Annotated in this window: 20 protein-coding genes; 13 read left to right on the forward strand and 7 right to left on the reverse strand. The window is 71.9% G+C overall.

Annotation, left to right across the window (positions count from 1 at the left end; all coding sequences use genetic code 11):
• Nucleotides 1–98 precede the first annotated feature (98 nt).
• The 4 genes from ACFY5B_RS21175 to ACFY5B_RS21190 all read left to right on the forward strand — a co-directional run bounded on the left by ACFY5B_RS21175 (nt 99) and on the right by ACFY5B_RS21190 (nt 5,339).
• The gene (locus ACFY5B_RS21175; protein WP_389971368.1) at nt 99–2,111 is read left to right on the forward strand and encodes a flavin monoamine oxidase family protein; all 2,013 of its coding nucleotides are present in this window, start codon (nt 99–101) and stop codon (nt 2,109–2,111) included.
• Between the two features lie 213 nt (nt 2,112–2,324).
• Nucleotides 2,325–3,308, forward strand: coding sequence for a Bug family tripartite tricarboxylate transporter substrate binding protein (locus tag ACFY5B_RS21180; RefSeq protein WP_389971637.1), 984 nt, complete (start codon nt 2,325–2,327; stop codon nt 3,306–3,308).
• Nucleotides 3,305–3,844, forward strand: coding sequence for a tripartite tricarboxylate transporter TctB family protein (locus ACFY5B_RS21185; protein WP_389971370.1), 540 nt, complete (start codon nt 3,305–3,307; stop codon nt 3,842–3,844). The genes ACFY5B_RS21180 and ACFY5B_RS21185 overlap by 4 nt, the downstream gene beginning before the upstream one ends.
• Before the next feature lies 1 nt (nt 3,845).
• The gene (locus ACFY5B_RS21190) at nt 3,846–5,339 is read left to right on the forward strand and encodes a tripartite tricarboxylate transporter permease (RefSeq protein ID WP_389971372.1); all 1,494 of its coding nucleotides are present in this window, start codon (nt 3,846–3,848) and stop codon (nt 5,337–5,339) included.
• A gap of 148 nt (nt 5,340–5,487) precedes the next feature.
• On the opposite strand, the gene efeB is transcribed toward ACFY5B_RS21190, so the two are convergent.
• The gene (efeB, locus tag ACFY5B_RS21195) at nt 5,488–6,762 is read right to left on the reverse strand and encodes an iron uptake transporter deferrochelatase/peroxidase subunit (protein ID WP_389971639.1); all 1,275 of its coding nucleotides are present in this window, start codon (nt 6,760–6,762) and stop codon (nt 5,488–5,490) included.
• A gap of 50 nt (nt 6,763–6,812) precedes the next feature.
• The gene (gene efeU / locus ACFY5B_RS21200; RefSeq protein ID WP_389971373.1) at nt 6,813–8,894 is read right to left on the reverse strand and encodes an iron uptake transporter permease EfeU; all 2,082 of its coding nucleotides are present in this window, start codon (nt 8,892–8,894) and stop codon (nt 6,813–6,815) included.
• Between the two features lie 358 nt (nt 8,895–9,252).
• Between efeU and ACFY5B_RS21205 the strand changes: the two genes are divergently transcribed.
• The 6 genes from ACFY5B_RS21205 to ACFY5B_RS21230 all read left to right on the forward strand — a co-directional run bounded on the left by ACFY5B_RS21205 (nt 9,253) and on the right by ACFY5B_RS21230 (nt 18,591).
• The gene (locus tag ACFY5B_RS21205; protein ID WP_389971375.1) at nt 9,253–10,362 is read left to right on the forward strand and encodes a GDSL-type esterase/lipase family protein; all 1,110 of its coding nucleotides are present in this window, start codon (nt 9,253–9,255) and stop codon (nt 10,360–10,362) included.
• A 173-nt stretch (nt 10,363–10,535) separates the two neighbouring features.
• Nucleotides 10,536–12,167 carry a cellulase family glycosylhydrolase gene (locus ACFY5B_RS21210; protein WP_389971377.1) on the forward strand — a complete coding sequence of 544 codons (1,632 nt, stop codon included), beginning with the start codon at nt 10,536–10,538 and terminating at the stop codon, nt 12,165–12,167.
• Between the two features lie 208 nt (nt 12,168–12,375).
• Nucleotides 12,376–13,491: an acyltransferase family protein gene (locus tag ACFY5B_RS21215; protein ID WP_389971379.1), complete on the forward strand. Its 1,116-nt coding sequence runs from the start codon at nt 12,376–12,378 to the stop codon at nt 13,489–13,491.
• A gap of 154 nt (nt 13,492–13,645) precedes the next feature.
• Nucleotides 13,646–14,683 carry a LacI family DNA-binding transcriptional regulator gene (locus ACFY5B_RS21220; protein ID WP_389971380.1) on the forward strand — a complete coding sequence of 346 codons (1,038 nt, stop codon included), beginning with the start codon at nt 13,646–13,648 and terminating at the stop codon, nt 14,681–14,683.
• Between the two features lie 188 nt (nt 14,684–14,871).
• Nucleotides 14,872–17,340, forward strand: a complete 2,469-nt coding sequence (locus ACFY5B_RS21225) for a CBM35 domain-containing protein (protein ID WP_389971382.1) — start codon at nt 14,872–14,874, stop codon at nt 17,338–17,340.
• A gap of 195 nt (nt 17,341–17,535) precedes the next feature.
• Nucleotides 17,536–18,591, forward strand: a complete 1,056-nt coding sequence (locus ACFY5B_RS21230) for a sporulation protein (protein ID WP_389971384.1) — start codon at nt 17,536–17,538, stop codon at nt 18,589–18,591.
• A 523-nt stretch (nt 18,592–19,114) separates the two neighbouring features.
• On the opposite strand, the gene ACFY5B_RS21235 is transcribed toward ACFY5B_RS21230, so the two are convergent.
• Both ACFY5B_RS21235 and ACFY5B_RS21240 read right to left on the reverse strand, forming a co-directional pair.
• Nucleotides 19,115–20,104, reverse strand: coding sequence for a M56 family metallopeptidase (locus tag ACFY5B_RS21235; RefSeq protein ID WP_389971386.1), 990 nt, complete (start codon nt 20,102–20,104; stop codon nt 19,115–19,117).
• 6 nt (nt 20,105–20,110) lie between these two features.
• Complete coding sequence (locus ACFY5B_RS21240) at nt 20,111–20,497, reverse strand: BlaI/MecI/CopY family transcriptional regulator (protein ID WP_389971388.1); 387 nt, start codon at nt 20,495–20,497, stop codon at nt 20,111–20,113.
• A gap of 145 nt (nt 20,498–20,642) precedes the next feature.
• Between ACFY5B_RS21240 and ACFY5B_RS21245 the strand changes: the two genes are divergently transcribed.
• From ACFY5B_RS21245 to ACFY5B_RS21255, 3 genes are all read left to right on the forward strand, one after another.
• Nucleotides 20,643–21,218, forward strand: a complete 576-nt coding sequence (locus tag ACFY5B_RS21245; protein WP_389971390.1) for a TerD family protein — start codon at nt 20,643–20,645, stop codon at nt 21,216–21,218.
• A gap of 79 nt (nt 21,219–21,297) precedes the next feature.
• Entirely contained in the window at nt 21,298–21,963 is a 666-nt protein-coding gene (locus ACFY5B_RS21250) for a hypothetical protein (protein ID WP_389971392.1), read from the forward strand.
• Nucleotides 21,951–22,202, forward strand: coding sequence for a twin-arginine translocase TatA/TatE family subunit (locus tag ACFY5B_RS21255; protein ID WP_389971394.1), 252 nt, complete (start codon nt 21,951–21,953; stop codon nt 22,200–22,202). Before ACFY5B_RS21250 ends, ACFY5B_RS21255 begins: the two co-directional genes overlap by 13 nt.
• 11 nt (nt 22,203–22,213) lie before the next feature.
• Here ACFY5B_RS21255 and htpG read toward each other — a convergent pair whose 3' ends face one another.
• From htpG to ACFY5B_RS21270, 3 genes are all read right to left on the reverse strand, one after another.
• Nucleotides 22,214–24,112: a molecular chaperone HtpG gene (gene htpG, locus ACFY5B_RS21260; protein WP_389971396.1), complete on the reverse strand. Its 1,899-nt coding sequence runs from the start codon at nt 24,110–24,112 to the stop codon at nt 22,214–22,216.
• 86 nt (nt 24,113–24,198) lie between these two features.
• A complete protein-coding gene (locus ACFY5B_RS21265; RefSeq protein ID WP_389971397.1) occupies nt 24,199–24,903 on the reverse strand; it encodes a class F sortase in 705 nt (234 codons plus the stop codon).
• A gap of 116 nt (nt 24,904–25,019) precedes the next feature.
• Nucleotides 25,020–25,754, reverse strand: coding sequence for a hypothetical protein (locus tag ACFY5B_RS21270; protein WP_389971399.1), 735 nt, complete (start codon nt 25,752–25,754; stop codon nt 25,020–25,022).
• Nucleotides 25,755–25,758: the final 4 nt, after the last annotated feature.

The following is a 25,758-nucleotide window of genomic DNA, read 5'->3' on the forward strand; positions in this document are numbered from 1 at the left end:
CCGCTGTGACGTGAGGGTTTTGCCCCTGATTCGCTCCTTAGGGGCAACGCCCGGGCGAACGGCGGCGGCCCGTCACTGCCGCCGTTACAAAGATCGCCATGACTGATGATCACGCGTTGGTGCGCTCTGACGGTGGTTTCTCCCGGCGGGAGTTCGCGGCGGTGGCCGGCACGGCCACGGTGGCGACGGCCCTGGCCGGCGGTACCGCCACGGCCCTGCCCGCGCCGGCCGCGCCGCTCGCCCCGGCCGCTCCAGGCGGCGGCCGCGGCGCCGACTCCGACCGGTGCCTCGCCGTCGCCCGTGCCCTGCTCGTCCTGGATTCCGACGACCGCCCCCTCGTTCCGCGCTACTTGCGCGTCCTGAAAGACGGACTGCCGGCGCGCCGGACCCGTCCCAAGGACGTCCTCGTCATCGGCGCCGGCCCGTCCGGGCTGGTGACCGCCTGGCTGCTGAAGGAGGCGGGGCACCGGGTGACGGTCCTGGAGGCCAACGGCAACCGGGCGGGCGGCCGCATCAAGACCTTCCGCAAGGGCGGCCACGAAGGCGCCGCGCAGCCCTTCGCGGATCCCGGCCAGTACGCCGAGGCGGGCGCGATGCGCATCCCCGGCAGCCACCCGCTGGTGATGGAACTCATCGACCGGTTCGATCTGAAGAAGCGGCGCTTCCACTACGTCGACGTCGACGAGGAGGGACGTCCCGCCGCGCGCACCTGGATCCACGTCAACGGCATCCGCGTGCGGCGCGCCGACTACGCCCGCTCCCCCCGGCGCGTGAACCGGTCCTTCGGTGTCCCGAAGGCCCACTGGGACACGCCCGCCGCGGCGATCCTGCGTGCCGCGCTGGACCCCGTGCGCGACGAGTTCAGCTACGTCGGCCGGGACGGCAAGCGGGTCGACAAACCGCTGCCGGAGCGGCTGCGGGGCTGGGCGCGGGTGGTGAAGCGGTTCGGCGACTGGTCGATGTTCCGCTTCCTCACCGAGCACGCGGGGCTCGACGAGCGGACCGTCGACCTGATCGGCACCCTGGAGAACCTCACCTCACGCCTCCCCCTGTCCTTCATCCACAGCTTCATCGGCTCTTCCCTCATCAGTCCCGACACGCCCTTCTACGAGCTGGAGGGCGGCACGGCCGTGCTGCCGGACGCCCTGCTCGAACGCGTTCGCAAGGAGGTGCGGTTCGACCGCCGGGTGACGCGCATCCAGTACCACCACCCCGACCGGCCGTCCCCGGACGGCGGGCATGTGCGGAGCAAGGGCCCGCACGTGTGGGTGGACACCGTGTCCGAGGGGCGCGACGGCCCGGTCGTCCGCGAGCAGTTCACGGCCGACGTCGCCGTGGTGACGGTGCCGTTCTCCGGGCTGCGCCATGTGCAGATCGACCCGCCGCTGTCCTACCGCAAGCGCCGCGCGGTCTGCGAGCTGCACTACGACAGCGCGACCAAGGTGCTGCTCGAGTTCAGCCGCCGCTGGTGGGAGTTCGACGAGGACGACTGGAAGCGCGAGCTGAACGCCGTGGACCCGGGCCTGTACGACGCCTACCGCACCGGCAAGGCCCCCGCGGACGGCAGCCTGCTCGGCGCGCACCCCTCCGTGCCCGGCGGGCACATCACGCAGGCTCAGCGCACCCACTACGCCGCGAACCGCGCGATCGGCCGCGACCAGCCGGAGGCCGCCGGTGTCGTGGGCGGCGGCTCGGTGTCGGACAACGCCAACCGCTTCATGTTCAACCCGTCCCACCCGGTCCCGGGCAGTGCGGGCGGTGTGGTCCTGGCGTCCTACAGCTGGGCCGACGACGCCCTGCGCTGGGACTCCCTGGACGACGAGGCACGGTATCCGCACGCGCTGTGCGGTCTCCAGCAGGTCTACGGCCGGCGCATCGAGGTGTTCTACACCGGCGCGGGGCGTACCCAGAGCTGGCTGCGCGACCCGTACGCCTACGGGGAGGCCTCGGTGCTGCTGCCCGGGCAGCACACGGAGCTGCTGCCCGTCATCCCCGAGCGTGAGGGGCCGCTGCACTTCGCCGGGGACCACACGTCCGTCAAACCGGCGTGGATCGAGGGGGCGTTGGAGTCGGCCGTGCGGGCTGCCCTGGAGGTCCACACGGATCAGTGACCGTTGATCGAGGGGCCCCGGCGCGCACGCGCCGGGGCCCCCGTGCGTCCGGCTCACATCCGGCGGCGCTTCCTGCGACCGCAATGACCAAAACATCCGTTGCTTCCGGAAGGGAGACAGCCCACCGCAGCCCGGGCACCATGTGGCCCACGTCACCCTCCCCCACAGGGCGTATCCCTACCCGCATCGACGTACCGACAGGTGGTGGCACTCGTGCGCCTGCGCACCCCCCTCGCCCTGCTCGGGGCCGCCGTGCTCGTGCTCGTCGGACCGCCGCTGCTGACCACCGGCAGCGGCTCCGAGACCGGCACACAGATCCCGGGCCTGCGTTTCATGGTCCCCAACACGCCCGGCGGCGGCTACGACATCACGGCCCGCACGGCCGCGAAGAACGCCGAGGACGCCGGGCTGACCCACAACATCGAGGTGTTCAACCTGCCCGGTGCCGGCGGCACGGTGGGCCTGAGCCGGCTGGTGAGCGAGCACGGCAACGGCAAGCTCGCCATGTCCATGGGCCTCGGAGTCGTGGGCGCCGTCCGTTCCAACGACGCGCCCAAGACGCTCGGGGACACCACGCCGATCGCCCGGCTCACCGAGGAGCAGGACGTGGTCGTCGTGGCGAAGGACTCGCCGTACAAGACGATCGACGACCTGATCGGCGCCTGGAAGGAGAACCCCGGCAAGCTGCCGGTGGGCGGCGGCTCGTCGCCCGGCGGGCCCGACCACCTCGCGCCGATGCTGATGGCCCGGGCCGCCGGGATCCCTCCGAAGCAGGTCAACTACATCCCCTTCGACGGCGGCGGCGAACTGCTCGCCTCGATCCTCGGCAACAAGGTCGCCTTCGGGGTCTCCGGGGTCGGCGAGTACCTGGACCAGATCAAGGCGGGCGAGCTGCGCCTCCTCGCGGTCACCGGCCCGAAGCCCGTCGACGGGCTCGACGCGCCCACGCTGAAGGAGGCGGGCTACGACGTGAACTTCACCAACTGGCGCGGCATCGTCGCCCCTCCCGGCCTGAACGACGGGGAGCGCGACAAGCTCGTGAAGCTCGTCGAGGAGCTCCACGACTCCGACGAGTGGCGCACGTCGCTGGAGCAGAACGGGTGGGACGACGCCTTCCTCACCGGCGAGAAGTTCGGCGCGTTCCTCGACGCCGAGGACAAGCGCGTGGTTTCGGTGCTGAAGGAGCTGGGACTGTGACGACGCAGACCGACATACCCACCGCGGAGACCGGCGGCGAGCGGCGCTCGTGGCTGCGGGAGCACTCCGAACTCGGCGTGTGCGTCCTGCTGCTGGCGCTCGGCGTCCTGGTCCTGACCGACGCGCTCACCATGAACGTCGACATCGCCCAGCGCGGCCCCGTCGGCCCGAAGACCGTGCCGGTCGTGGTCGGCGCCGGCCTGCTGGTCATCGCCGCCCTGCTCGCCCTGGACGTGCTGCGGGGCGGCCGGGGCCAGGCCGAGGGCGGTGAGGACATCGACCTGTCCGAGCCGGCCGACTGGCGCACCGTGCTGCTGCTCGCCGGAGTGTTCCTCGGCGCGGCCGTGCTGATCGAACCCCTCGGCTTCCCCATCGCGGGCGCGCTGCTCTTCTGGGGTGCGGCCTTCGCGCTGGGCAGCCGCAAGACGGACCGCGATCCGCTCATCGCGGCCGGGCTCTCCCTCGTCACCTACACCGTCTTCAACAACCTGCTCGGAGTGCCCCTGCCCGGCGGTCCGCTGATGGGAGTGCTGTGACATGGATGCCTTCAACTCCCTTCTGGACGGCTTCGGTACGGCCCTCACGCCGATCAACCTCCTGTGGGCCGTCATCGGTGTGCTGCTCGGCACGGCGATCGGCGTACTGCCGGGCATCGGCCCGGCGATGGCGGTCGCACTGCTGCTGCCGGTGACGTACGGGCTCGACCCGATCGGCGCGTTCATCATGTTCGCCGGCATCTACTACGGCGCGATGTTCGGCGGCTCGACCACCTCCATCCTGCTCAACACGCCCGGGGAGAGCGCGGCGGTGGTGGCGGCCATGGAGGGCAACCCCATGGCCAAGTCCGGGCGCGGCGCCCAGGCCCTGGCGGCGGCCGCCGTCGGGCACTTCGCGGGCGGCCTGATCGGCACGCTGCTGCTGGTGGCGCTCGCGCCGACGGTCGCGAAACTGGCCGTGGACATCGGCGCGCCGGACTACTTCGCCATCATGGTGCTGGCGTTCATCGCGGTGACGTCGGTGCTGGGCTCGTCCCGCATCCGGGGTCTCGCCTCCCTGCTGATCGGTCTCACCCTGGGGCTGGTGGGCCTGGACCAGATGACAGGCCAGCAGCGCCTGACGTTCGGTTCGCTGCAACTGGCCGACGGCATCGACGTGGTGATCGTCGCGGTCGGCCTCTTCGCGATCGGTGAGGCGCTGTGGGTGGCGGCGCACCTGCGGCGCAGGCCGCCCGAGCCGATCCCGGTGGGGCGTCCCTGGCTGGGGCGCGGGGATGTGAGCCGGACCTGGAAGTCATGGCTGCGCGGCCCGTTCATCGGCTTCCCGTTCGGCGCGATCCCGGCGGGCGGCGCGGAGATCCCGACCTTCCTGTCGTACGTGACGGAGAAGCGCCTGTCGAAGCACAAGGACGAGTGGGGCAAGGGCGCCATCGAGGGCGTCGCCGGTCCGGAGTCGGCGGCGTCGGCCTCTGCGGCGGGCACCCTGGTGTCGATGCTGACCCTGGGCCTGCCGACCACGGCGGTCGCGGCCGTCATGCTGGCCGCCTTCCAGCAGTACGGCATCCAGCCGGGCCCGCTCCTCTTCGAGCGGGAGCCGGACCTGGTGTGGGGCCTGATCGCCTCCCTGTTCGTCGGCATGGTGCTGCTGCTCGCGCTGAACCTGCCGCTGGCGCCGGTGTGGGCGAAGCTGCTGCGCATCCCGCGGCCGTACCTGTACGCCGGAATCATGTTCTTCGCGGCGGTCGGCGCGTACGCCGTCGGCGGCGAGGTGATCGACCTGGTGATTTTGCTGATCATCGGTCTGATCGGCTTCGGCATGCGCCGCTACGGGCTGCCCGTGCTGCCCGCCGTGATCGGCGTCATCCTCGGTCCGAACGCCGAGCAGCAGTTGCGGAGGGCCCTGCAGATCAGCGACGGCAGTGTGACGGGTCTGGTCAACACGCCGTTCGCGGTGACCGTGTACGCGGTGATCGTGCTGCTGCTGGTGTGGCCGCTGCTGAGGAAGGCGGTGACACGCGGCAGCGCCGAGGCCTGAGGTCCGGCCGTCGCGGCGCCGGTTCCCGGGGCCGTACGGGCGGCGGATCTGTCCCTCACCGGTCGCGGCGACCCGTACGCGCGTTCCTGAACATCGCGCGTGCGGGTCGCCGTTCGTCCGAGGGTCGCGTTCGGCCCGGGCCCGGGCGTCAGGCGGAGAGCAGTCCTCTGCCCAGCCAGTCGGAGGAGTCCCGCACACCGGGCAGGACGAAGAAGTAGCCGCCGCCGGTCGGGGAGATGTAGTCGACGAGGGGTTCGTCGATCAGCCGGGTCTGGGTCGCCTCGAACTGACGGCGCACATCCTGCTGGTAGCAGCAGAAGACCAGTCCCATGTCGAGGTCGCCGACGCTGTCGACGCCCCGGTCGTAGTTGTAACCCCGGCGGAGGATACGGGAGTTGTCGGTCTTCGCGGTGCGGGGGTTGGCGAGCCGGATGTGCGCGTCGAGCGGGATCGCGGTGCCGTGCGGGTCCTTGGCGTAATTCGGGCTGTCGGTCTCCCGGGCACCGTCCAGCGGAGCGCCGGTGTCCTTGCGCCGGCCGAACATCAGCTCCTGCTCGGACAGCGAGACCCGGTCCCAGAACTCGACGAGCATCCGGATGACCCGGACGACCTGATAGCTGCCGCCGGCCGTCCACGCGGGCTCGCCCTGCCCGTCGCCGACCCACACCAGATGGTCCATCTCGCGCGCCGACGCGACGTTCGGGTTGGCGATGCCGTCCTTGAAGCCCAGCAGGTTGCGCTGGGCGCCGCTGGGCCGGGGCACGTTCTGGAAGCCGTCGACGCGCCACCGGATCTGCAGTGCGCCCCGCGTGTGCTTGGCGATGTCGCGCAGCGCGTGCAGCACGGTGTCCTGGCGGGCCGCGCAGATCTGCAGTGACAGGTCACCGTGGCATTCGGCGGGGTTCAGGTTGTCGTTGGGGAAGGTCCGCATGGGCGTGAGCCGATGCGGCTTGGCCGGGGCGAGTCCGTAGCGGTCGTCGAAGAGGGAGGCGCCGACCCCGACGGTGACGGTGAGCGCGTCGGCCGGGACGACGGGGCCGAGGATGCCGTTGTCCGAGGGCGGGGCGCCGACGCCGAGATCCGCGGGCGTGCCGCCGGAGGTGAGGAAGCGGGCCCGCTCGGTGAGGGTCTTCAGCAGGTCGGCCAGTTCGGTACGGCGGTCGGCGATGACGTCGAAGGAGACGAAGGCGGCGGCCGGTGGAGCGGGGGTGAGGATCCCCGCCTGGTGGATTCCGTGGAAGGGCACCGGTCCGGCGCTCTGCTGTCCGGCCGCCCGGGCGGTGCCGCTGCCGCTCTCCGCCAGCGCGAGTCCTCCCCCGGCCAGGACCGCTCCGGCGGCTCCTGCGCCGAGGGCCGTCTTCACGAAGGAGCGGCGGCCGGTGTGGGCGGGGCAGCCCGTCGGGGGCGTGTCGGCGGACGGCATGGAGGTGTTCCCTTCGGAGTCTTCTGGGGGGTGGTGCCGACGCTCGGCGCTCATGCGGACTTCCTGATCTCGAGCAGGTCCGGCACCGGGGAGAGGTCTTCCAGGAGCTGCCCCGTGGCCCCGTCGATCCGGGCCTTCGCCGCCGGGTCGAGCCGGTCGACGGGGGTCCAGCGGTTCCCGTGGTGTGCGGAGTCGAGCAGGTGCTGCAGGCGGGCGATGTCCGCGTCGACGGTGGGCAGCAGCCGCGGAGCACGCGCGGTGAGCAACGGCCGGAGCACAATGAGCAGTTCACGTGTGCCGGCGAGGTTGGCGTCGGCGGTGGCCAGCCCGGTTCCGCTGCCCTGGTCGGTGTCGCCGGTCAACTCGAACTGAAGCGTGTTCTCCATGATCTCGTGGGCGCGCAGGGGCAGGTCGGAGGGGTCGAAGTCCTGGTGCGGGAAGGCCTTTCGCAGCCCGGCGGCATCGTCGGCCAACCGCTGTGCGACGCCTTTGAGCTGGGCAGCGGACTGACCGTGCCACAGCCCGTACTCGATCCGGTGGAAGCCGGTGAAGCCCTGGTCGCGTACGCCGCCCGGCAGCCCGTCGGGTCGCCCGTTGATCTTCTGGTCGAAGTCCTCGAAGGTGCCGTAGGCGGCGCCGAGGGAGGCGTAGGTGCGGTGGGCGGTCAGCCAGTCGGTGCGGGCGGTGTCCAGGCGCCCGGCCCGGATGTCGTCGCTGAGCTGCCGGGTCTGGGTGACGAACGTCACCAGGCCCCGATTCACGTAGGTCCGGTACGCCTTGAGCGGTGCGGCGAGATCCCGCCGGCTCACGGGGACCACGGCGTGGGCTCCGGCGGCTCCGGTGACCCGGACCGCCTTCGAGGTGACGGCCTTGCCGTCGGTGGGCACGCAACGCCAGGCGTAGGTACCGCCCGCCACGGTGGCGACGAGGTCCCGGGTGGTGCCGGGGGCCAGGCCCTCGATCTCGCCGTAGACCGCGTTCGAGGACGGGTCGATCAGGTACACCTCGGACGTCTGGTTCCCCGTGTTGTGCATCCGGAAGTCCTGCCGCCCCGGCTTCGGCGCGGTGAAGCCCTGCCCACAGTCCGTCCCGGAGACGGCGACCGTCTGACCGGCGGCGGGCTTGGGGTGAGCCAGGGCCACGACGAGACCGGCCAGGAGGGCCGGGACGGCGACGACGGCGACGGGAAGGAGCAGGCGACGGCGGGTCGCCGCCGGGCCGGCGGGCCGGTCGGGTCGCGTCTTCGCCGCCGGGCCGGCGGGCCGGTCGGACCGCGGGGTCGCCGGCGGGGGCGGCGTGGTGGCCCCGCGGGCTCCCGGCACTCCGCGTGCCCCCCGGACGAAGAGCGGCATCACCACGGCGAGATAGCCCATGTATCCGGCCACTTGGAGCCAGGTCATCGCCGGGGTCAGGTTGAGAACGCCCTGGAGCAGGGTGCTGTACCAGGAGCCGGCGTCGACGCTGCCGCTCAGGTCGAAGGCGAACGCCGTCCCGCCGGGCAGGACCCCGCCCTCCTGGAGGTCGCGCAGCCCGTAGCCGAGGACGCCCGCGGCGATGACGACGAGCACCACGCCGGTGACGGTGAAGAAGCGGGTGAGGTCGATGCGCAGCACCCGGCGGTAGAGACCCCAGCACAGGAGGGCCGCGAGGACGAGCCCGACACCGGCGCCGACGAGCGGTCCTGTCGACTCGTCGGCCGCTCGGGCGGTGGTCCACAGGAACAGGGCGGTCTCCAGTCCCTCACGTCCCACGGCGAGGAAGGAGGTGAGGATCAGGACTCCGGCGCCCATGGTCAGCGCCTCGGTGACCTTCTCCCTGATCTCGCCCGCGAGGCTGCGGGCGGACCGCCGCATCCAGAAGACCATCGCGGTGACGAAGGCGACGGCGACGATGCTCAGGGCTCCGCCGAAGGCCTCCTGCGCGGTGGTGGAGAGGGAGGCGGCGGTGAAGGTCAGCACCGCTCCGAAGCTCATCGACAGCGCGATCGCGGCCAGCACTCCGGTCCACACCTGCGCCAGCCGCGCCCTGGCCCCTGCCCGCACGAGGGTGGCGACCAGCACGGAGACGACGAGCCCGGCCTCCAGCCCCTCCCTCAGCCCGATCAGAAAGCTGGGAAACGAGTCGTCCCACATGTAGCGCGGCCCTCCCGGCCCAACGCCCCGGCACCCGCGAACGAGTTAGCCAAGGCATGCCTTACCGACGCCGACCATCATGGACTCGGCTCTCTGGGCATCCGGTCATGAATGCCTCATGGCCCGGCAAAAGTCCTCAGGATGCGCCGACAGCCCCCGCCGGAACGGCGGTCAGCCCGCGGTTCGCCGAAGACTTCGGCGGTGCGCTCACCCAGCCCACGTCCGCCTCGGCTGATCGTCGCTGATCGTTCTCGGCCGCCGGACCGCACCTCTCACGACCACACCCCTTGACGCGTCAATGACAACAATGGCTTGATGTGGTGGGAGCGCTCCCACCTCGTCCAGGGAAGGGACCACCATGCACCGAACCCCCCACTCGTCCCCACACTTACGGGTCATGTCCGTCCTCGGCCTCCTGGCCGCCCTGCTCCTCCCCCTCGGCATGACGTTCGCACCCCGCGCGTCGGCCGCACCCGCGGCGGACCCCGTCCGCGTCATGCCGCTCGGCGACTCGATCACCGGCTCTCCGGGCTGCTGGCGGGCGGTGCTGTGGAACCGGCTGGCCGACAGCGGATACAAGGACGTCGACTTCGTCGGCACCCTCCCCCCGCAGGGCTGCGGGCAGGCGCACGACGGGGACAACGAGGGCCACGGAGGCGAGCTGGTCACCAACGTGGCGGACCAGAACCTGCTGCCCGGCCGGTTGTCCTCCACACGTCCGGACATCGTTGTCATGCACTTCGGCACGAACGACGTCTGGAGCAGCATCGCCCCCGATCGCATCCTCGCCGCCTACACCAAGCTCGTGGCGCAGATGAGGGCCTCGAATCCGGACATGCGGATCCTGGTGGCGCAGTTGATCCCCATGAACCCCAGCACCTGCGCGGCCTGTGCCCAGCGCGTCGTCGACTTCAACGCACGCGTTCCCGGCTGGGCCCGGGCGACCGGCACCGAGCGCTCCCCCGTCACCGTGGTCGACCAGTGGACCGGCTTCAGCACGGCCACCGACACCTACGACGGCGTGCATCCCAACGCCTCCGGCGACGCCAAGATCGCGGCCCGCTGGTTCCCGGCCCTGGCGGCGGCCCTCGACGCCGGAGTGCCGCAGGACCCGGGCGACCCGGGTGACCCGGGCGGGGACCCCACGGCATGCACCGCGCGCTTCCGGGCCGTCTCCTCCTGGCAGGGCGGCTACCAGGGCGAGGTGACGGTGACGAACACGTCGGGCTCCGCCGTTCAGGGCTGGACCGCGACGGTCGTACCGGCGGGCGGGGCGCGTCTGACCCAGCTCTGGAACGGCTCCCTCACCTCGGGCGCCGACGGCACGGCCACCGTCACCAACGCGGCGTGGAACGGCGCCCTCGCGCCCGGCGCGAGCGCCACGTTCGGCTTCGTCGCCACCGCCCCGGCAACGGCCGGCACCCCGGTGGCGACCGTCACCTGCGCCGGGAAGGCACCCGCCGGGTGACGGCCGTGCCGGGCCGGAAGCGTCCCGGCGCGGGCGCACCCGAGCCTGGCCCACCAGAACCGGCCCCATCCGAAACCGCTCCCACCCGAACCGAGCCCCGACGGCAGGACCCCGTTCGGCACGACAGCGCGACCGACAACGAGCGCCACTCGACCCCCACTTCTGGAGCCCTCATGAGACTCCGCCCCACCTCTCCACGCCCGGCCACCGTGGCCGCCGCCCTGCTCGCCCTCTTCCTGTCCTTCCTCGCCCTCACCCCGCCGGCGCAGGCCGCGCCCACCGGCTTCCGGGTGCAGAACGGCCGGCTGCTGGAGGCCGGCGGGAACGACTTCGTGATGCGGGGCGTCAACCACGCCCACACCTGGTATCCGGACCGCATCAGCTCCCTCGCCCACATCAAGGCCAAAGGCGCCAACACCGTGCGCGTGGTCCTCTCCAGCGGCGACCGCTGGACCCGAAACGACGCCGCCGACGTGGCGAACGTGGTCTCCCAGTGCAAGCAGAACCGGCTGATCTGCGTCCTGGAGGTGCACGACACCACGGGCTACGGCGAGCAGAGCGGAGCCGTCTCGCTCTCCCGGGCCGCCGACTACTGGATCGAGGTGAAGAGCGTTCTGGCCGGCCAGGAGGACTACGTCATCGTCAACATCGGCAACGAGCCGCACGGCAACACCGGCTACGCGGCGTGGACGGCCGACACCAAGGCCGCGATCGTCAAGCTCCGCGCCGCAGGGTTCGACCACACGATCATGGTCGACGCACCCAACTGGGGCCAGGACTGGGCGTTCACGATGCGCGACAACGCCGCCTCGGTCTTCGCCGCCGACCCCGACGCCAACACGGTCTTCTCGGTCCACATGTACGGCGTCTTCGACACCGCCGCCGAGATCACCGATTACCTGAACCGGTTCGTCACCGCCCGGCTGCCCATCGTCGTCGGCGAGTTCGGCCACGACCACTCGGACGGCAACCCCGACGAGGACACCATTCTGGCGGTGGCCCAGCAGCTCCGGCTCGGCTACCTCGGCTGGTCGTGGAGCGGCAACGGCGGCGGCGTCGAGTACCTGGACATGGTGACGAACTTCGACCCGGACCGGCTCACCTCCTGGGGGCAGCGCCTCTTCAACGGCGCGAACGGCATCGCCGCCACGGCCAAGGAGGCCGCGATCTACGGCTCCGGCGGAGGCGACACCACTCCCCCGACGGCCCCCGGCACGCCCACCGCCTCCGGTGTGACGTCCTCGTCCGCCACCCTGACCTGGGCCGCCGCCTCCGACGCGACGGGGGTCACCGGCTACGACGTCGTGCGGATCAGCGGCGGCTCCGAGTCCGCCGTCACCAGCACCACGAAGACCACCGCCACCCTCACCGGCCTGTCGCCCGCGACCTCCCACACCTTCGCCGTCTACGCCCGCGACGCCGCCGGCAACCGCTCGCCCCGCTCGGGCACGGTGACGGTCACGACCCCGCCCGGCGGCTCACCGTCGGCCTGCGGTGTCGGCTACCGGGTGACGGGCAGCTGGCCCGGCGGCTTCCAGGGCGAGATCGTCCTCCGCAACACGGGCACGTCCGCGATCAACGGCTGGACGCTGCGCTGGACCTTCCCGGACAGCCAGCGCATCACCAACCTGTGGGGCGGTACGGCGACCCAGACCGGCTCCGCGGTGAGCGTGGCGGCCGCCCCGTACACCGCGACGATCCCCGCGTCGGGTTCGGTCACCCTCGGCTTCACGGCCTCCCGGTCGACAGCCAATCCCAGCCCGACGGCCTTCACCCTGAACGGCGCCGACTGCTCCGTGAGCTGATCGTCCCCCCTGCGGCGGTGCCGCCGCGGCCCCCTGGCACGGCGGCACCGCCCTCGATGTGATCCGCGCTACAGCCCCACGGAAAGCGGTTTACGTCGCTCCGCAGTGGTCAGGCGGCGGGGATGTCGCACCGGCACCCCATCGCCGTATCTCCGGCAAGACGCGCACGCACCCGTCCGGGTTCCCCGCACGCCACGCGGGAGGCGTGATGAGCGAGGACACCCTGCGCATCCGCGCGGTCCAGGGCGGAGCGGCGGAACAGAAGGCGCAGCCCGTGCCGGAGCCGGCCGGCCGCCGGGACGCGTTCTTCGACAACGCGAAGTACCTGGCGATCGTGCTGGTGGCGATGGGGCACTCCTGGGAGCCGCTGCGGGACGGCAGCCGTGCGGCCTCCGCGCTCTACATGGTGGTGTACGCCTTCCATATGCCGGCGTTCATCGTGATCTCCGGCTACTTCTCGCGTTCCTTCGACGCGAGCCCGGGAAGGATCAGGCGCCTGATCACCGGGCTCGCGGTGCCGTACATCGTCTTCGAGACGGCTTACACGCTGTTCACCCGGTGGACCGACCAGGAACCGGACCGGCCGGTGACCCTGCTGGACCCCCTCTACCTGACCTGGTTCCTGATCGCCCTGTTCATCTGGCGGCTGACCACGCCGATCTGGCGGCGCGTGCGGTGGCCGCTGCCGGTCGCCCTGGTCATCGCGATGCTGGCGACGCTCTCGCCCTCCATCGGCAACGACCTCGACCTGCAGCGCACGCTGCAGTTCCTGCCGTACTTCGTCCTCGGTCTGCTGCTGCGGCCCGAGCACTTCCGGCTGGTGCGGCGCCGTGCGGCGCGGATCCTCGCCGTGCCGGTCTTCGCGGGCGCGCTCGTCGTGGCCTACTGGGCGGTGCCGCGGATGAGCGGGGCCTGGTTCTACCACCGTGACAGCGCCGAGGAACTGGCCGCGCCCTCCTGGTACGGGCCCGTGATGACGCTGGCGACGTTCGGCTGCTCGCTGGTCCTGGTCGCCTGCTTCCTCGCCTGGGTGCCCGGCCGCCGCATGTGGTTCACGGTGCTGGGCGCGGGCACGCTCTACGGCTACCTGCTGCACGGCTTCGTCGCGCAGGGATCCAAGTTCTGGGGCTGGTACGAGCCTGCGTGGGTGCACCGGCCCCCGGGCGAGATCCTCGTGACGGCCGTCGCCGCGCTGCTCGTGACCGTGCTGTGCACCCCGCCGGTACGGCGGGTGTTCCGCTGGGTGGTGGAGCCCGACATGGCCTGGGCGTTCCGCCGGGACGCACGCGATCAGGGGCGGGAGCGGAACGCCGTACGGGTGTGAGAGGCCCGGGAGGGCCGACCGCCGATGCGCTCCTCGGCCGGCCGCGGGGCGTGCGCGGCGCGTCCCTCGCCGGCCGAGGGGCATGTGCGGCGCCTCCCGACGCGCTCGTCAGCCTCTCTTGACGATCCAGGTGTGACCGATCACAATTCTCGACATGAATGTGACCGGTCACACAAAGCGTCCGGCGAGCATCAGGGATGTCGCCACGGCCGCCGGTGTCTCTTACCAGACGGTCTCGCGGGTGATCAACGGTCATCCCAGCGTCCGGCCGTCCACCCGGGAGCGGGTGCAGGCCGCCATCGAGGAGCTGGGCTTCCGGCGCAACGCCACCGCCCTCGCCCTGGCCAGCGGCCGCACCCGGACCGTGACCGTGCTCACCGCGAACACCACCCACTACGGCTATGCCTCGATCCTGCAGGGCATCGAGGAGTCCGCCCGCGCCGCGTCCTACGCGGTCGGCATCGGTGTGCTGGAGTCCGCCGAGGACGCGGCCGTCGCCGCCGAAGTGCAGCGCGCGACGGACACGGGCGGCGGGATCGTCGTGATCGCCTACGACCCGGCCGGTGTGCGGGCGCTGGGAACCGTGCCCGCCGGGGTGCCGGTCGTGGGGGTGGTCGAGACCCCGGCGAGCCCGCCCGGCGGCGAGAGCCCCTGGGTGTGGACCGACGACCGCGAGGCCGCCTACCAGGCGACCCGCCATCTGCTCTCCCTCGGCCACGAGACCGTGCACTACGTCGCCATTCCTTCCAGCACCCGCCGCACCAGCGCCCGCACCAACGGCTGGCGGCAGGCGCTGAAGGAGGCGGGCGCCCCGGAACCCCGTCCGGTGCAGGGCGGCTGGGGACCGGCGGGCGGTCACGCGGCGGCCCTGAAGCTGGCGCGGGACCCGTCCGTCACCGCGATCCTGTGCGGCAACGACGACCTCGCGCTCGGCGTGCTGCGCGCCCTGCACGAGACGGGCCGCTCGGTGCCCGGCGAGGTCAGCGTGGCCGGGTTCGACGACGCCCCGCACTCCGCCTTCCTCACCCCGTCGCTGACCACCGTGCGCCTGGACTTCACCGGCCTCGGCCGGGCCGCCTTCGCCCTGCTGCACGGCGCCCTGGAGGAGTCCGCCCCCGTCGCCCCGCATCCCGTGTCCGCACCGGAACTGGTGGTGCGGGAGAGCTCGGGCCCACCGCCCGCCCAGGTCTGAACAGCGCCTGTGCGCACCCTAGCCGCGCGTCCCGCCTCCTGAACCCCACCGCGTGCGGCGAAAGATCGTGTCCGGAATCACCAGTGGAGCCGTCAAGTGACCGGAGGTCCAGCAGCGTGATCACCCCCACCCGCACGAGATCCCGTACCGGAACCGCCCTGTTCGCAGCACTGCTTGGAGCAGCCGCCATGGCAGCCACACTCCCCACGACAGGACCGGCGGCCGCGGCCGCCGGTCCGCAGCGCCTGACCGTCGACCTCGACTCGTCCGAGGGCCCGGTGATGCTCGGCGCCAACGGCTCCCTCTACGGGCTCAGCGACGACGGGGTGCCCAGCGACGCCGTGCTGGAGCCCCTGAAGATCACCAGCGTCTCGCAGAAGCCGGAGGGCGGCGCCCAGCACCCCAACGGCGACGCGCTCACGGTCTCGAAGTCGTTCTTCCGCACCGGCGGCGGCGAGATCAACGTGATGATGCAGGACATCTACGCGAAGTGGCCGTACGAGGACCTCGGCATCGACGACTACCTGCCCAAGGTCGACAAGATCGTCAAGGAGATATCGGCCGACCCGAACAGCGACCGCTTCGTCTACATCCCGTTCAACGAGCCCGACCAGATCTGGTACAAGCTCGACGTCCAGGACCAGGCGCAGTACGAGAAGAACCGCGACCGGTTCTTCGAGGACTGGAAGACGGTGTACCAGCGGATCCGCGCGATCGACCCGGCCGCGCGGATCGCGGGGCCCAACGAGGCCGGGTACCACACCCGCCTGCTGAGGGACTTCCTCGCCTTCGCCAAGCGGGAGAACGTGCTGCCCCAGGTGATGACCTGGCACGAGCTCGGCTCAGGTTCGCTGCGTGACTTCCAGGCGCACTACGACGACTACCGCTCGCTGGAGCGCGCGGCGGGCATCGCACCGCTGAAGATCAACATCGACGAGTACGCCAACCGCCGCGACCTGTCCGTACCCGGGCAGCTCGTGCAGTGGGTGTCGATGTTCGAGCGCAACAAGGTGTACGCCAACATGGCGTACTGGGACGCCGCCGGCAATCTCAGCGGCCAGATGGTGCGCACCAACATCCCCAACGGCGGCTGGTGGCTGTTCCGCTGGTACGCGGGGCTGACCGGGAACACCGTGAAGGTGACGCCGCCCCAGCCGAACACCGTCGACACCCTCCAGGGCCTCGCCTCCCTGGACACCTCCCGCCGCCAGGCCCAAGTGCTGCTCGGGGGCGCGGCCGGTGACGCGGACGTGGTCGTGGAGAACGTCCCCAGGTCCGCGTTCGGCCGTACGGTCACCGCGACCGTCGCCGAGGCCGCCTGGTCGGGGTACGAAGGGCAGCACGCGGCGCCGCGGGTCCTCGCGCGCACCAAGGTGAAGATCGCGGACGACGGTTCGGCGACCGTGCCGCTGCGCGGCCTGCACAAGATGTCGGCGTACCGGATCGTCCTCACACCCGGCGGCTCGGGCACCCCGTCCACCGCTTCCGTCCCGTGGTCGGCGTCGTACGAGGCCGAGGACGCGGCCATCACCGACGGCAAGGTCTACACCCAGGGCACGGTGAGCAACGCCAACGGCTACGCGGCCTCCGGCACCAAGGACGTCGGCTCCCTCAACCAGCCCGGCAGCCAGGTCGCGTTCACGGTGAACGTGCCGAGGGACGGCACCTACGACCTGGCGATCCTCTACGGCAACCAGTCCGGCGGCCCCGCCACGCAGAAGCTGATCGTCGACGGCGCCGACCCGGTGACGGTCACCTACGCCTCCACCGAGAACTGGACCTACCGCGCCAAGAACGACGTCGGCGTCCGGCTGAAGGCGGGAACGCACCGGTTGGTGCTGGCCAAGGGCGACGCCGAGGTCACGCTCGACCGGATCGACCTGACGGCCCGCACGGGCGCGGCCTCCGCGTCGTACGAGGCCACCCTGGCGGACATCAGCGGCAAGCCGTCCTACGACTACACGTCCTCGGCCGGTGTGGGCACGGGCGCCCTGGTGCTGCGCCCGGGTGACAAGGCCGTCTTCGACGTCTACGCCCCGCGCGACGGCTACTACACGGTGACCCCGCGGACCTCGGCCGCGGTGAAGCTCGCCCTGCACGGCGCCACCGTCACGGCGACGCCCGGCCGGCCGCTGCGGCTGTACCTCGTCGCGGGCAACAACCGGGTCGCGATGACGTCGGGCCACGCCGCCGTCCGCTCCCTCGACGTCTCGGGCGACGGCTCGGCCGCGGGCACCCTGTCCTACGAGGGCGCCTCGGCCACGCTCGCGGGTGGCGCGAAACTCGTCGACTCCCCGTTCGCCTCCGCCGGCTCGTACATCGGCGGGCTGGGCAACAGCCCCTCCAGCACCGCCGCGTTCACGGTGGAAGCCCCCAGGTCCGGCCGGTACGTGCTGGTCGTCCACTACTCCCACAACGACCGCCGGGACAACGGCCACGCCTACAACACGGACATCATGTCCCGTACGGCGGACATCCGGGTCGGGGACGCCGCGGCGCGGAAGGTCACCTTCAAGAACACCTGGAGCGGGGACGACTACTGGACGGTCGGCATCCCGGTCGATCTGGCGAAGGGGGCGAACAAGGTGACGTTCGGCAACGCCACCGCCTGGGCGCCGAACATCGACCGGATCGAGCTGGGCCGCGTCGTGGGCTGAGCCGTGCGGTGACGGACGGATCCGGTGCCGCAGTCCGCCGCGGAGGCGGGCTGCGGCACCGTCGCGTCCAGGGTGATCTTTTTCAGCCATTCCCGTCGCGCGAGGACCCACAACACGGTCTCCCTCCGTCCGCACCCTTACACTTCTACAAGTTTGTAGAAGACAGCACACGCACATGAAGGAGTGGACGCCACCATGGTGCTCAAACGACTGCTCGGCGCGCTCGGTGTCGGCGGCCCCACGGTCGACACGGTTCTCGACCCCGCTCCCGTCCGGCCCGGCGGCACCCTCACCGGTCAGGTGCGTCTCACGGGCGGCAAGGCCGACTTCGACATCGAGCACATCGCCTTGGAGCTGGTGGCCCGGGTCGAGGCGGAGCACCAGGGCGGGGAGAGCGAGGGCGTCGTGGCCTTCGACCGGTTCACCGTCGGGGGCGGCTTCCGGCTGGCGGAGGGCGAGCAGCGCAGCGTGCCGTTCAGCGTGGTCCTGCCGTGGGAGACGCCGGTCACCGAACTGCACGGGCAGAGCCTGGGCGTGGTCCTCGGCGTGCGCACGGAGCTGTCGGTGGCGGGCGCGAAGGACAAGGGCGACCTGGACGGACTGACCGTGTCGCCGCTGCCCGCGCAGGAAGCCGTACTGGAAGCCCTCGGCGGGCTCGGGTTCGGCTTCAGGTCGGCCGACCTCGAGTACGGGCGCATCGGCGGTACGGGCCAGCGACTGCCCTTCTACCAGGAGATCGAGCTCGTTCCCGCTCCGCGGTACGCGCAGCGGATCACCGAGATGGAGCTGACGTTCCTGGCGAACCCGGGCGGCATGGAGGTGGTGCTGGAGGCGGACAAGCGGGGCGGCTTCCTGTCGTCCGGCCATGACGCGCTCAGCCGGTTCGCGGTCTCCCACGAGGGGGTGGAGCAGCAGGACTGGCCCTCGATCGTCGACGGCTGGATGCGGCAACTGACCGAGCACCGGGCGTCGTACGGCGCCCCCGCCGGTTACGGCTCGCCCACGGGCCACGGCTCCCCCGACGGCCATGGCTCGCCCGTGAACCACGGCTCCCCCGGCCCCTTCGGCCCGGGCGACCACGGGCACAAGGGGCAGCACCATGACGGCCGCCGCTCGGGCCCCGGCATGGGCACGGCCGTCGCCGCGGGCGCGGCCGGGCTCGCGGTCGGAGTCGTCGGCGGCATGGTCGCCGGCGAAGTCGTCGACGAGGTCGGGGACTTCTTCGAGGGCGACGAGGACGACGAGGGCTGAGGCCGCTCCTCGGCGGCTCCAGAGGTGCGACATCCCGTGTCTGCCGGGCGCGGCGCCATCGTGGCGTGTCGCGCAGTTCCCCGCGCCCCTGACGGCGCGCCCCCCGGCAGTGCTGGAGCCGGCCGAGCCCACCCCATACTGCCGGGTGCGGCGCCATCGTGGCGTGTCGCGCAGTTCCCCGCGCCCCTGACGGCGCGCCCCGTTATCTTCTTCGCGGTCCTGCAAGAGGGCCGCTGGCCTCCGGGCCCGGCATGACTGTTGCCCCCTGTCGATCGGATGACCTGGGGGGTGGTGTCACCGGGTCCGAGGGGTGCCGTCGGAGACGCTGATCAGAGGTCCGGCCACCGCCTGGCCCGGCGCGACGCCGGGCAGCTCACGCCCCCCGGCAGTGCTGGAGCCGGCCGAGCCCACCCCAAACTGCCGGGTGCGGCGCCATCGTGGCGTGGCGCGCAGTTCCCCGCGCCCCTGACGGCGCGCCCCCCGGCGGTGCTGGAGCCGGCCGCCCAGCGCTCGGACATGCCGGTCAGAGCGGTGTCGCCGCGTGCAGGATGAGGACCATCGTCACGGCCGCGTTCGCGGAGGACATCGCCGAGAGGGCCGTTCCCGCTGCCGCGCCCCACGCCGCCAGTCCGACCGCCGTGAACGCCGGCGGCCAGTGACGCACGGCGGGGGCGGGGCCGAGCAGCGCCGCCACCCGGCGCGGCACCGGCCCGGGGGCGGCGAGCCCCGCGAAGGTGGGATGGGGGGTGCCCCGCGAGACGAGCGCGGCCTTGCCGATCGCCCGGGCCACCGTGCGGCGGCTGCCGATCACCCGGGCCGCCTCCTCGTCCGCCCACCGCTCCGCCGTGTACGCCACGGCGGAGCGCAGCGGCCACAGGAACGGGTTGGCGCGGGCCGCCAGTTGCACGGCGAGCAGGAAGCGGTCGTGGCGTGCGGCGAGGTGCGCCCGCTCGTGGGCGAACAGAGCCCGCCGCTCGCCCGGCCGCAGCCGGGCCAGCAGGGCCGTGGTCACCACCACACGGCCGCGCCCCCGGCGCGGACCCCGGCCGTCGGCGCCGGCACGAGACCCTGCACCCCCACGGCGGCCTCCGGGCGGCAGCGCGTACGCGTAGGGCTCGCCGTCGGGCAGCACCGCCACCTCCGTCCCCCGCAGCCCGGCCAGGGCCAGATGCGCCCGGCGGCGAACCCGCCCGTGCCGCCGCACCGTCCGGGCACAGGCGACGACCACCGCGCACAGCGCGGGAATCGCGGCCTTGCCCACGATCTCGTCGTGGGGCACCGCCGCCCGCACCTCGGGGTCGGACCAGCCGTCCGGCAGTGGGTTGCCGGGCAGTTGGGCGGTGCCGACCACCATCACCAGCGCCAGGCACACCGTGCTGCACAGCGCCAGCACCACGGCCAGCACCGTCAGCAGCCGGGTCGCGGTGCGCGGATGCAGATGCTGTTCGGCCAGGCGCGCCACCGGCCAGGCCGTGAGCGGCAGGACGAGTGGCAGAAAGACGAAAACCCCCATGAGGCTTCAGTCGTCCCCCTCGCCCTGGGCCTGATCGAGCAGGTCACGCAGCAGCTGCTCCTCGTCCGGACCGAGGCCGGTGACGAAACTGGCCAGCACGGCCCCGCGGTCGCTCTCGCCGTCCAGCACCTTGCGCATCTTCCGGGCGGCCAGACCCGCCTGGTCCGAGGCCGGTGTCCAGGCGAAGGACCGGCCGACCCGCTCCCGGGTGACCGCGCCCTTGCCCAGCAGCCGGGTCAGGATCGTGATCACGGTCGTGTAAGCGAGGTCGCCGCCGAGGCGTTCCTGCACCCAGCCCGCCGTGGCCGGGCCGTCGGCCTCCCGCAGCGCCGAAAGCACCAGCGCCTCCAGCTCGCCCTGTCCCCGCCGGGGACGCTGCCCGGGATCCGTCACCGTCCTGCCTCCCTCACGCCGCCCTGCGTTGCCCTTGCGGCCATCGTATAGATCCACCGACCCGATCCCACCCCACTTCTACAGTGCTGTAGATTTCGGAGTGGCATCACATCGCACACGTCAAGCGCTCAAGAAGGAGTACCCCGTGGGAGTTTCCCTGTCCAAGGGCGGCAACGTCTCGCTCAGCAAGGAGGCGCCGGGTCTCACCGCCGTCCTGGTCGGACTGGGCTGGGACGTGCGCACGACGACGGGCGTCGACTACGACCTCGACGCCTCCGCCCTGCTCCTCGACGCCTCCGGCAAGGTCCCCTCGGACCAGCACTTCGTCTTCTACAACAACCTCAAGAGCCCGGACGGCTCGGTCGAGCACACCGGCGACAACCTCACCGGTGAGGGCGAGGGCGACGACGAGTCCGTCAAGGTGAACCTCGCCGCCGTGCCCGCCGACATCGACAAGATCGTGTTCCCGGTGTCGATCCACGACGCCGGGAACCGCGGCCAGAGCTTCGGACAGGTCAGCAACGCCTTCATCCGGGTCGTCAACCAGGCGGGCGGCCAGGAGATCGCCCGCTACGACCTGTCCGAGGACGCCTCCACCGAGACCGCGATGGTCTTCGGCGAGCTCTACCGGCACGGCGGCGAGTGGAAGTTCCGCGCGGTCGGCCAGGGCTACGCCTCGGGCCTGGCCGGTATCGCCTCCGACTTCGGCGTCAACGTCTGACACGGACCGACCGCGCCGCCGGGCCCGACCGCGTGTGGCCGGGCCCGGCGGCCGCATCAGCAACCGACCGGGAGACCCTGTGGCCGACCCGTCCCGCATCCGCCCGGAAGACCGCGCGGACTTCGAAGCCGTACTGCATCACGCGCTGGGCACCGCGGACATCCGTGGCGCCCTGGGCGCCGACCCGACCGGCCGGGCGGCAGCGCACCTGCGCGCCCACGCGCTCGCCCACGCCGACGACATCGCGGCGGCGGCCGAGCAGCCCTACCGCTCCTACCTCGCCGTGCGCCGGGCGGCCCGGCGCGAGGCGCGACACCCGCTCGGCGGGGGCGAGCTGCTGCCGGCCCTCGCGGTGCTCACCCCGCTCGTGGCCGGCACCTCCGCCGCGGCGCTGCTCCTGACCGGCGGCCTGCTCCACATCGCCGACGCCCTCGGCCCCCTGCCCGGATCGCTCGTGGCGGCCGGCTGGACCCTGGCGCTCGTGGCGGCTCTGACCGGCCTCGTGGCCCTGGCCGCACTGCTGTACACGGCCCTGCGCCGGCGCGGTGTGCCCCCGGCCGCCGACCAGGTGGAACACGCCCGGCTGGTCTGGCGGCAAGAGCTGCTCGACCGCGGAATGCTGCCCCACCTGCACCGGCACCTGGCGCCGTATCCCGAGACGGCGGTCACGCCGTGCTCTCCGCCCGATACGCTCACGCCGTGCCCGGCCCGGGCGAGGAAGGACAGGACACCATGTTCGGACTGAGCGAGCTCGCGATCATTCTCATCGTCGTCATAGCCGTCATCGGGATGAAGAAGCTCCCCGAGCTGACCCGCTCGGCGGGGAAGGCGGCCCGCATCCTCAAGGCCGAGGCCCGCGCGGCGAAGGACGAGGAGGCCGGGACGGCCCCCGCGCCGCGGGTGGTCCAGGGCGAGATCGTCCCGCCGGGCACCGGTGCGACCCCGCCCGGCACCCGGGCGGCGGGCGCCCCGGACCACCCCTGATCCGACGCTGACTACAGCGTGCGCTCCAGGCGGTCCGCCACGAGCCTGACGAAGCGCGCCGGGTCCTTGGGCTGACCGCCCTCGGCGAGCACCGCCAGCGTGTGCAGCAGCTCTGCGGACTCGGCGAGCTCCGCACGGTCCTCGCTGCCCTGGTAGGCCTGGTGCAGGCCCTTCACCAGCGGGTGGCCGGGGTTGAGCTCCAGGATCCGCTTGGTGCGCGGCACCTCCTGGCCCATCGCCCGGTACATGTTCTCCAGGGCCGGGGTCAGGTCGTGCGCGTCGGAGACGATGCAGGCCGGAGAGACCGTGAGCCGGGTGGAGAGGCGGACCTCCTTGATGTCCTCGTCCAGCTGCTCGCGCATCCAGCCGAGCAGCCCGGCGTACTCCTCGGCCTGCTTCTCCCGCTCCTCGCCGGCCTTCTCCTCGTCCTCGGCGTCGAGGTCGATCTCGCCCTTGGCGACGGACCGCAGCTTCTTGCCCTCGTACTCACCGACGGCGTCGACCCAGACCTCGTCGACGGCGTCGGTGAGCAGCAGGACCTCGATGCCCTTGTCCCGGAACGCCTCCATGTGCGGGGAGTTCTCAATGCTCTGCCGGGACTCGCCGGTGATGAACCAGATGTCGTCCTGGCCGTCCTTCATCCGCTCCACGTACTGCGCGAGCGTGGTCGGCTCGTCGTCGGAGTGCGTGCTCGCGAACGAGGAGACGGCGAGGATGGCGTCGCGGTTCTCGGAGTCGGTGACCAGGCCCTCCTTCAGGGCGGTGCCGAACTCCCGCCAGAACGTCGCGTAGCGCTCGCCGTCCTTGGCCTTGATCTCCTTGACCGTGGACAGCACCTTCTTGGTCAGCCGGCGCTGCATCATCCGGATGTGCCGGTCCTGCTGCAGGATCTCGCGGGAGACGTTGAGCGAGAGGTCCTGGGCGTCGACGACGCCCTTGACGAAGCGGAGGTAGGGCGGCAGCAGCGCCTCGCAGTCGTCCATGATGAAGACGCGCTTCACGTACAGCTGGACGCCGCGCTTGAAGTCCCGCGTGAACAGGTCGTGCGGGGCGTGCGAGGGGACGAAGAGCAGGGCCTGGTACTCGAAGGTGCCCTCGGCCTGGAGCCGGATCGTCTCCAGGGGCTCGCGCCAGTCGTGGCTGATGTGCTTGTACAGCTCGTGGTACTCGTCGTCGGACACCTCGTCGCGCGAGCGCGCCCACAGGGCCTTCATGGAGTTGAGCGTCTCGGGCTCGGGCGCGTCCTCGCCGTCCTTCGCCTCCGGGACCATCCGGATCGGCCAGGTGATGAAGTCCGAGTAGCGCTTGACGATCTCCCGGATCGTCCACTCGGAGGTGTAGTCGTGCAACTGGTTCTCGGGGTCGGCGGGCTTGAGGTGGAGCGTGACGGATGTGCCCTGCGGCGCGTCGTCGACCCTCTCCAAGGTGTACGTGGCCTCGCCGCGCGACGTCCAGCGGGTCCCCTGGCTCTCGCCGGCGCGGCGGGTCACCAGCGTGACCTCGTCGGCCGCCATGAAGCCGGAGTAGAAGCCGACACCGAACTGGCCGATGAGCCCCTCGGCCCCGCCCGCGTCCTTGGCCTCCTTCAGCTCCTTGAGGAACGTGGCCGTTCCCGAGTTGGCGATGGTGCCGATGAGCTGCCCGACCTCGTCGTACGACATGCCGATGCCGTTGTCCCGCACGGTGAGGGTGCGGGCCTCCTTGTCGACGTCGAGCTCGATGTGCAGGTCCGACACGTCGGCGTCGAGGGAGTCGTCCCGCAGCTTCTCCAGACGCAGCTTGTCGAGCGCGTCGGAGGCGTTGGAGACGAGCTCCCGCAGGAAGACATCCTTGTTCGAGTAGACCGAGTGGATCATCAGCTGGAGCAGCTGACGTGCCTCTACCTGGAACTCAAACGTTTCGGTCGTCATGGTTCGCGAATCCCTCACAGGTCCCACAGTCGCCTGAACTGGTGGCACTCACTGTAAAACACCAAGTCAGGCCGGGGCCCCGGAAGTCAGACGAGGTGGGCGAAGACGACCAGGTTCTCGGTGTAGTCCCGGGCCCGGCGGTCGTAGGAACCCGAGCACGTGATGAGCCGGACCTGGGCTCTCGGTGTGTCGCCGTACACGCGCTCGCTGGGGAAGTCGTCCTTCTCGAACGACTCCGTGGCGTCCACGGCGAAGGTCGCCTTGCTGCCGTCGGCCCGCGCGACCTGGAACCGGTCGCCCTTCTTCAGGGCGCTGAGCCCGGCGAACACGGCCGGTGAGGTCGCGGTGTCCACGTGCCCGGCGATGATCGCGGTGCCGGCCTCTCCGGGCGTGTGACCCTTGGCGTACCAGCCGACGAGGTTGGTGTCGTTCGGCGGCGGGGGCTCCAGCTGGCCGAAGTCGTTGAGGGCGAGGTCGGTGAAGGGCGCGTCGACCGAGATCTTGGGGATGAGCAGACGGACCGGCCGGGACCGCGGCAGGTGCGGGCCGGCGGACCGGTTCGGCGCCGTGGACGCGGGCGTGTCGGGCAGGTCCGGGACGTCCGAGGGGGCGGCCACGGCGGGCGGCGCGTGCGGCGGTCCGGCGTCGTCGGGCGACTGACCGGCGCCGCCGAACAGGTTCACGGTCAGCACGAGGGCGGCCACAGCCCAGACCACGGTCATGACGGCGCGGAAGCGGCGTTTCGACGGTGCGGGGCCGAGGTCGGAGAGAGCGGGGGGAGGGGCTGCCATCAGGGACCACCTCATTCGGGCACGGCAGCGGGCACGACACGCGGGGGGACGAGCCGGGCCGCCGCGACGTGGCAGGCACGTGCGGCGGCCACGGCGGCCATCACGTCAGGCATCGGTCATACGGCGCCCTGCGTGGCCTTCCGGCGGCGCAGCGCGTACATCCCGGTGCCGGCGACCGCGAGCGCGGCCAGCCCGCCGGCGGTCACACCCGGCGCGGAGGCCAGCCCGCCGCCACCGGTGTGCATGCCACCGCGCGGCTTGTCGTGCTTGCCCTCCCAGGAGCCCTTCTCGTGCTTGTCGCCCCAGTCGCCCTTCTCCTGCTTGTCCCCCCAGTCGCCCTTGTCGCCGTAGCCGTCCTCTTCCTGCCTGTCGCCCCAGTCGTCCTCGTCCTTGTACGTGTCCGGGTCGTGCTTGGGGTTGTCCCAGTCGTCCGAGTTCACCGCGGCCAGCGCTCCGCCGCCGGTGTGCACGCCGCCGTGCGGCTTGCCGTGCTCGTCGTGCTTGCCCTCCCAGTCGCCCTTCCCGTGCCCGTGCTCCTTGCCGTGCTCCTTGCCGTGCTCCTTGCCGTGCTCCTCGTGCTTGCCCCCTTCGTCGCCCTTGGCGGCGCCGGAGTCCTTGTCGTGCCGGGAGCCGTCCCAGTCGTCGGAGGTTACGGCGGCCAGCGCTCCGCCACCCGTGTGCATGCCGCCACGCGGCCCGTCGTGGTTGCCGTCCTTGTGGTGCTCCTTGCTGTAGGAAGAGGTGGTGTCGTGGTCCCAGTCACCCGTCGCCTCGGCGTAGGCGGCGGGTGCGGCGATCGCGAGGGCGGCCGTTGCCGTGGCCGTCGCGAGCAGCATGCGGGCAGAGCGCATCGGT

It is taken from the genome of Streptomyces sp. NPDC013187 (assembly GCF_042899705.1).
Taxonomy (GTDB): Bacteria; Actinomycetota; Actinomycetes; order Streptomycetales; family Streptomycetaceae; genus Streptomyces; species Streptomyces hawaiiensis_A.

Coding starts and splice junctions, on each gene's coding strand:
- ACFY5B_RS21175 (WP_389971368.1), top strand. CDS start 99: ATGACTGATGATCACGCGTTGGTGCGCTCTGACGGTGGTTTCTCCCGG.
- ACFY5B_RS21190 (WP_389971372.1), top strand. CDS start 3,846: ATGGATGCCTTCAACTCCCTTCTGGACGGCTTCGGTACGGCCCTCACG.
- efeB (WP_389971639.1), bottom strand. CDS start 6,762: ATGCCGTCCGCCGACACGCCCCCGACGGGCTGCCCCGCCCACACCGGC.
- efeU (WP_389971373.1), bottom strand. CDS start 8,894: ATGTGGGACGACTCGTTTCCCAGCTTTCTGATCGGGCTGAGGGAGGGG.
- ACFY5B_RS21205 (WP_389971375.1), top strand. CDS start 9,253: ATGCACCGAACCCCCCACTCGTCCCCACACTTACGGGTCATGTCCGTC.
- ACFY5B_RS21210 (WP_389971377.1), top strand. CDS start 10,536: ATGAGACTCCGCCCCACCTCTCCACGCCCGGCCACCGTGGCCGCCGCC.
- ACFY5B_RS21215 (WP_389971379.1), top strand. CDS start 12,376: ATGAGCGAGGACACCCTGCGCATCCGCGCGGTCCAGGGCGGAGCGGCG.
- ACFY5B_RS21220 (WP_389971380.1), top strand. CDS start 13,646: ATGAATGTGACCGGTCACACAAAGCGTCCGGCGAGCATCAGGGATGTC.
- ACFY5B_RS21225 (WP_389971382.1), top strand. CDS start 14,872: ATGGCAGCCACACTCCCCACGACAGGACCGGCGGCCGCGGCCGCCGGT.
- ACFY5B_RS21230 (WP_389971384.1), top strand. CDS start 17,536: ATGGTGCTCAAACGACTGCTCGGCGCGCTCGGTGTCGGCGGCCCCACG.
- ACFY5B_RS21235 (WP_389971386.1), bottom strand. CDS start 20,104: ATGGGGGTTTTCGTCTTTCTGCCACTCGTCCTGCCGCTCACGGCCTGG.
- ACFY5B_RS21255 (WP_389971394.1), top strand. CDS start 21,951: ATGTTCGGACTGAGCGAGCTCGCGATCATTCTCATCGTCGTCATAGCC.
- htpG (WP_389971396.1), bottom strand. CDS start 24,112: ATGACGACCGAAACGTTTGAGTTCCAGGTAGAGGCACGTCAGCTGCTC.
- ACFY5B_RS21265 (WP_389971397.1), bottom strand. CDS start 24,903: ATGGCAGCCCCTCCCCCCGCTCTCTCCGACCTCGGCCCCGCACCGTCG.
- ACFY5B_RS21270 (WP_389971399.1), bottom strand. CDS start 25,754: ATGCGCTCTGCCCGCATGCTGCTCGCGACGGCCACGGCAACGGCCGCC.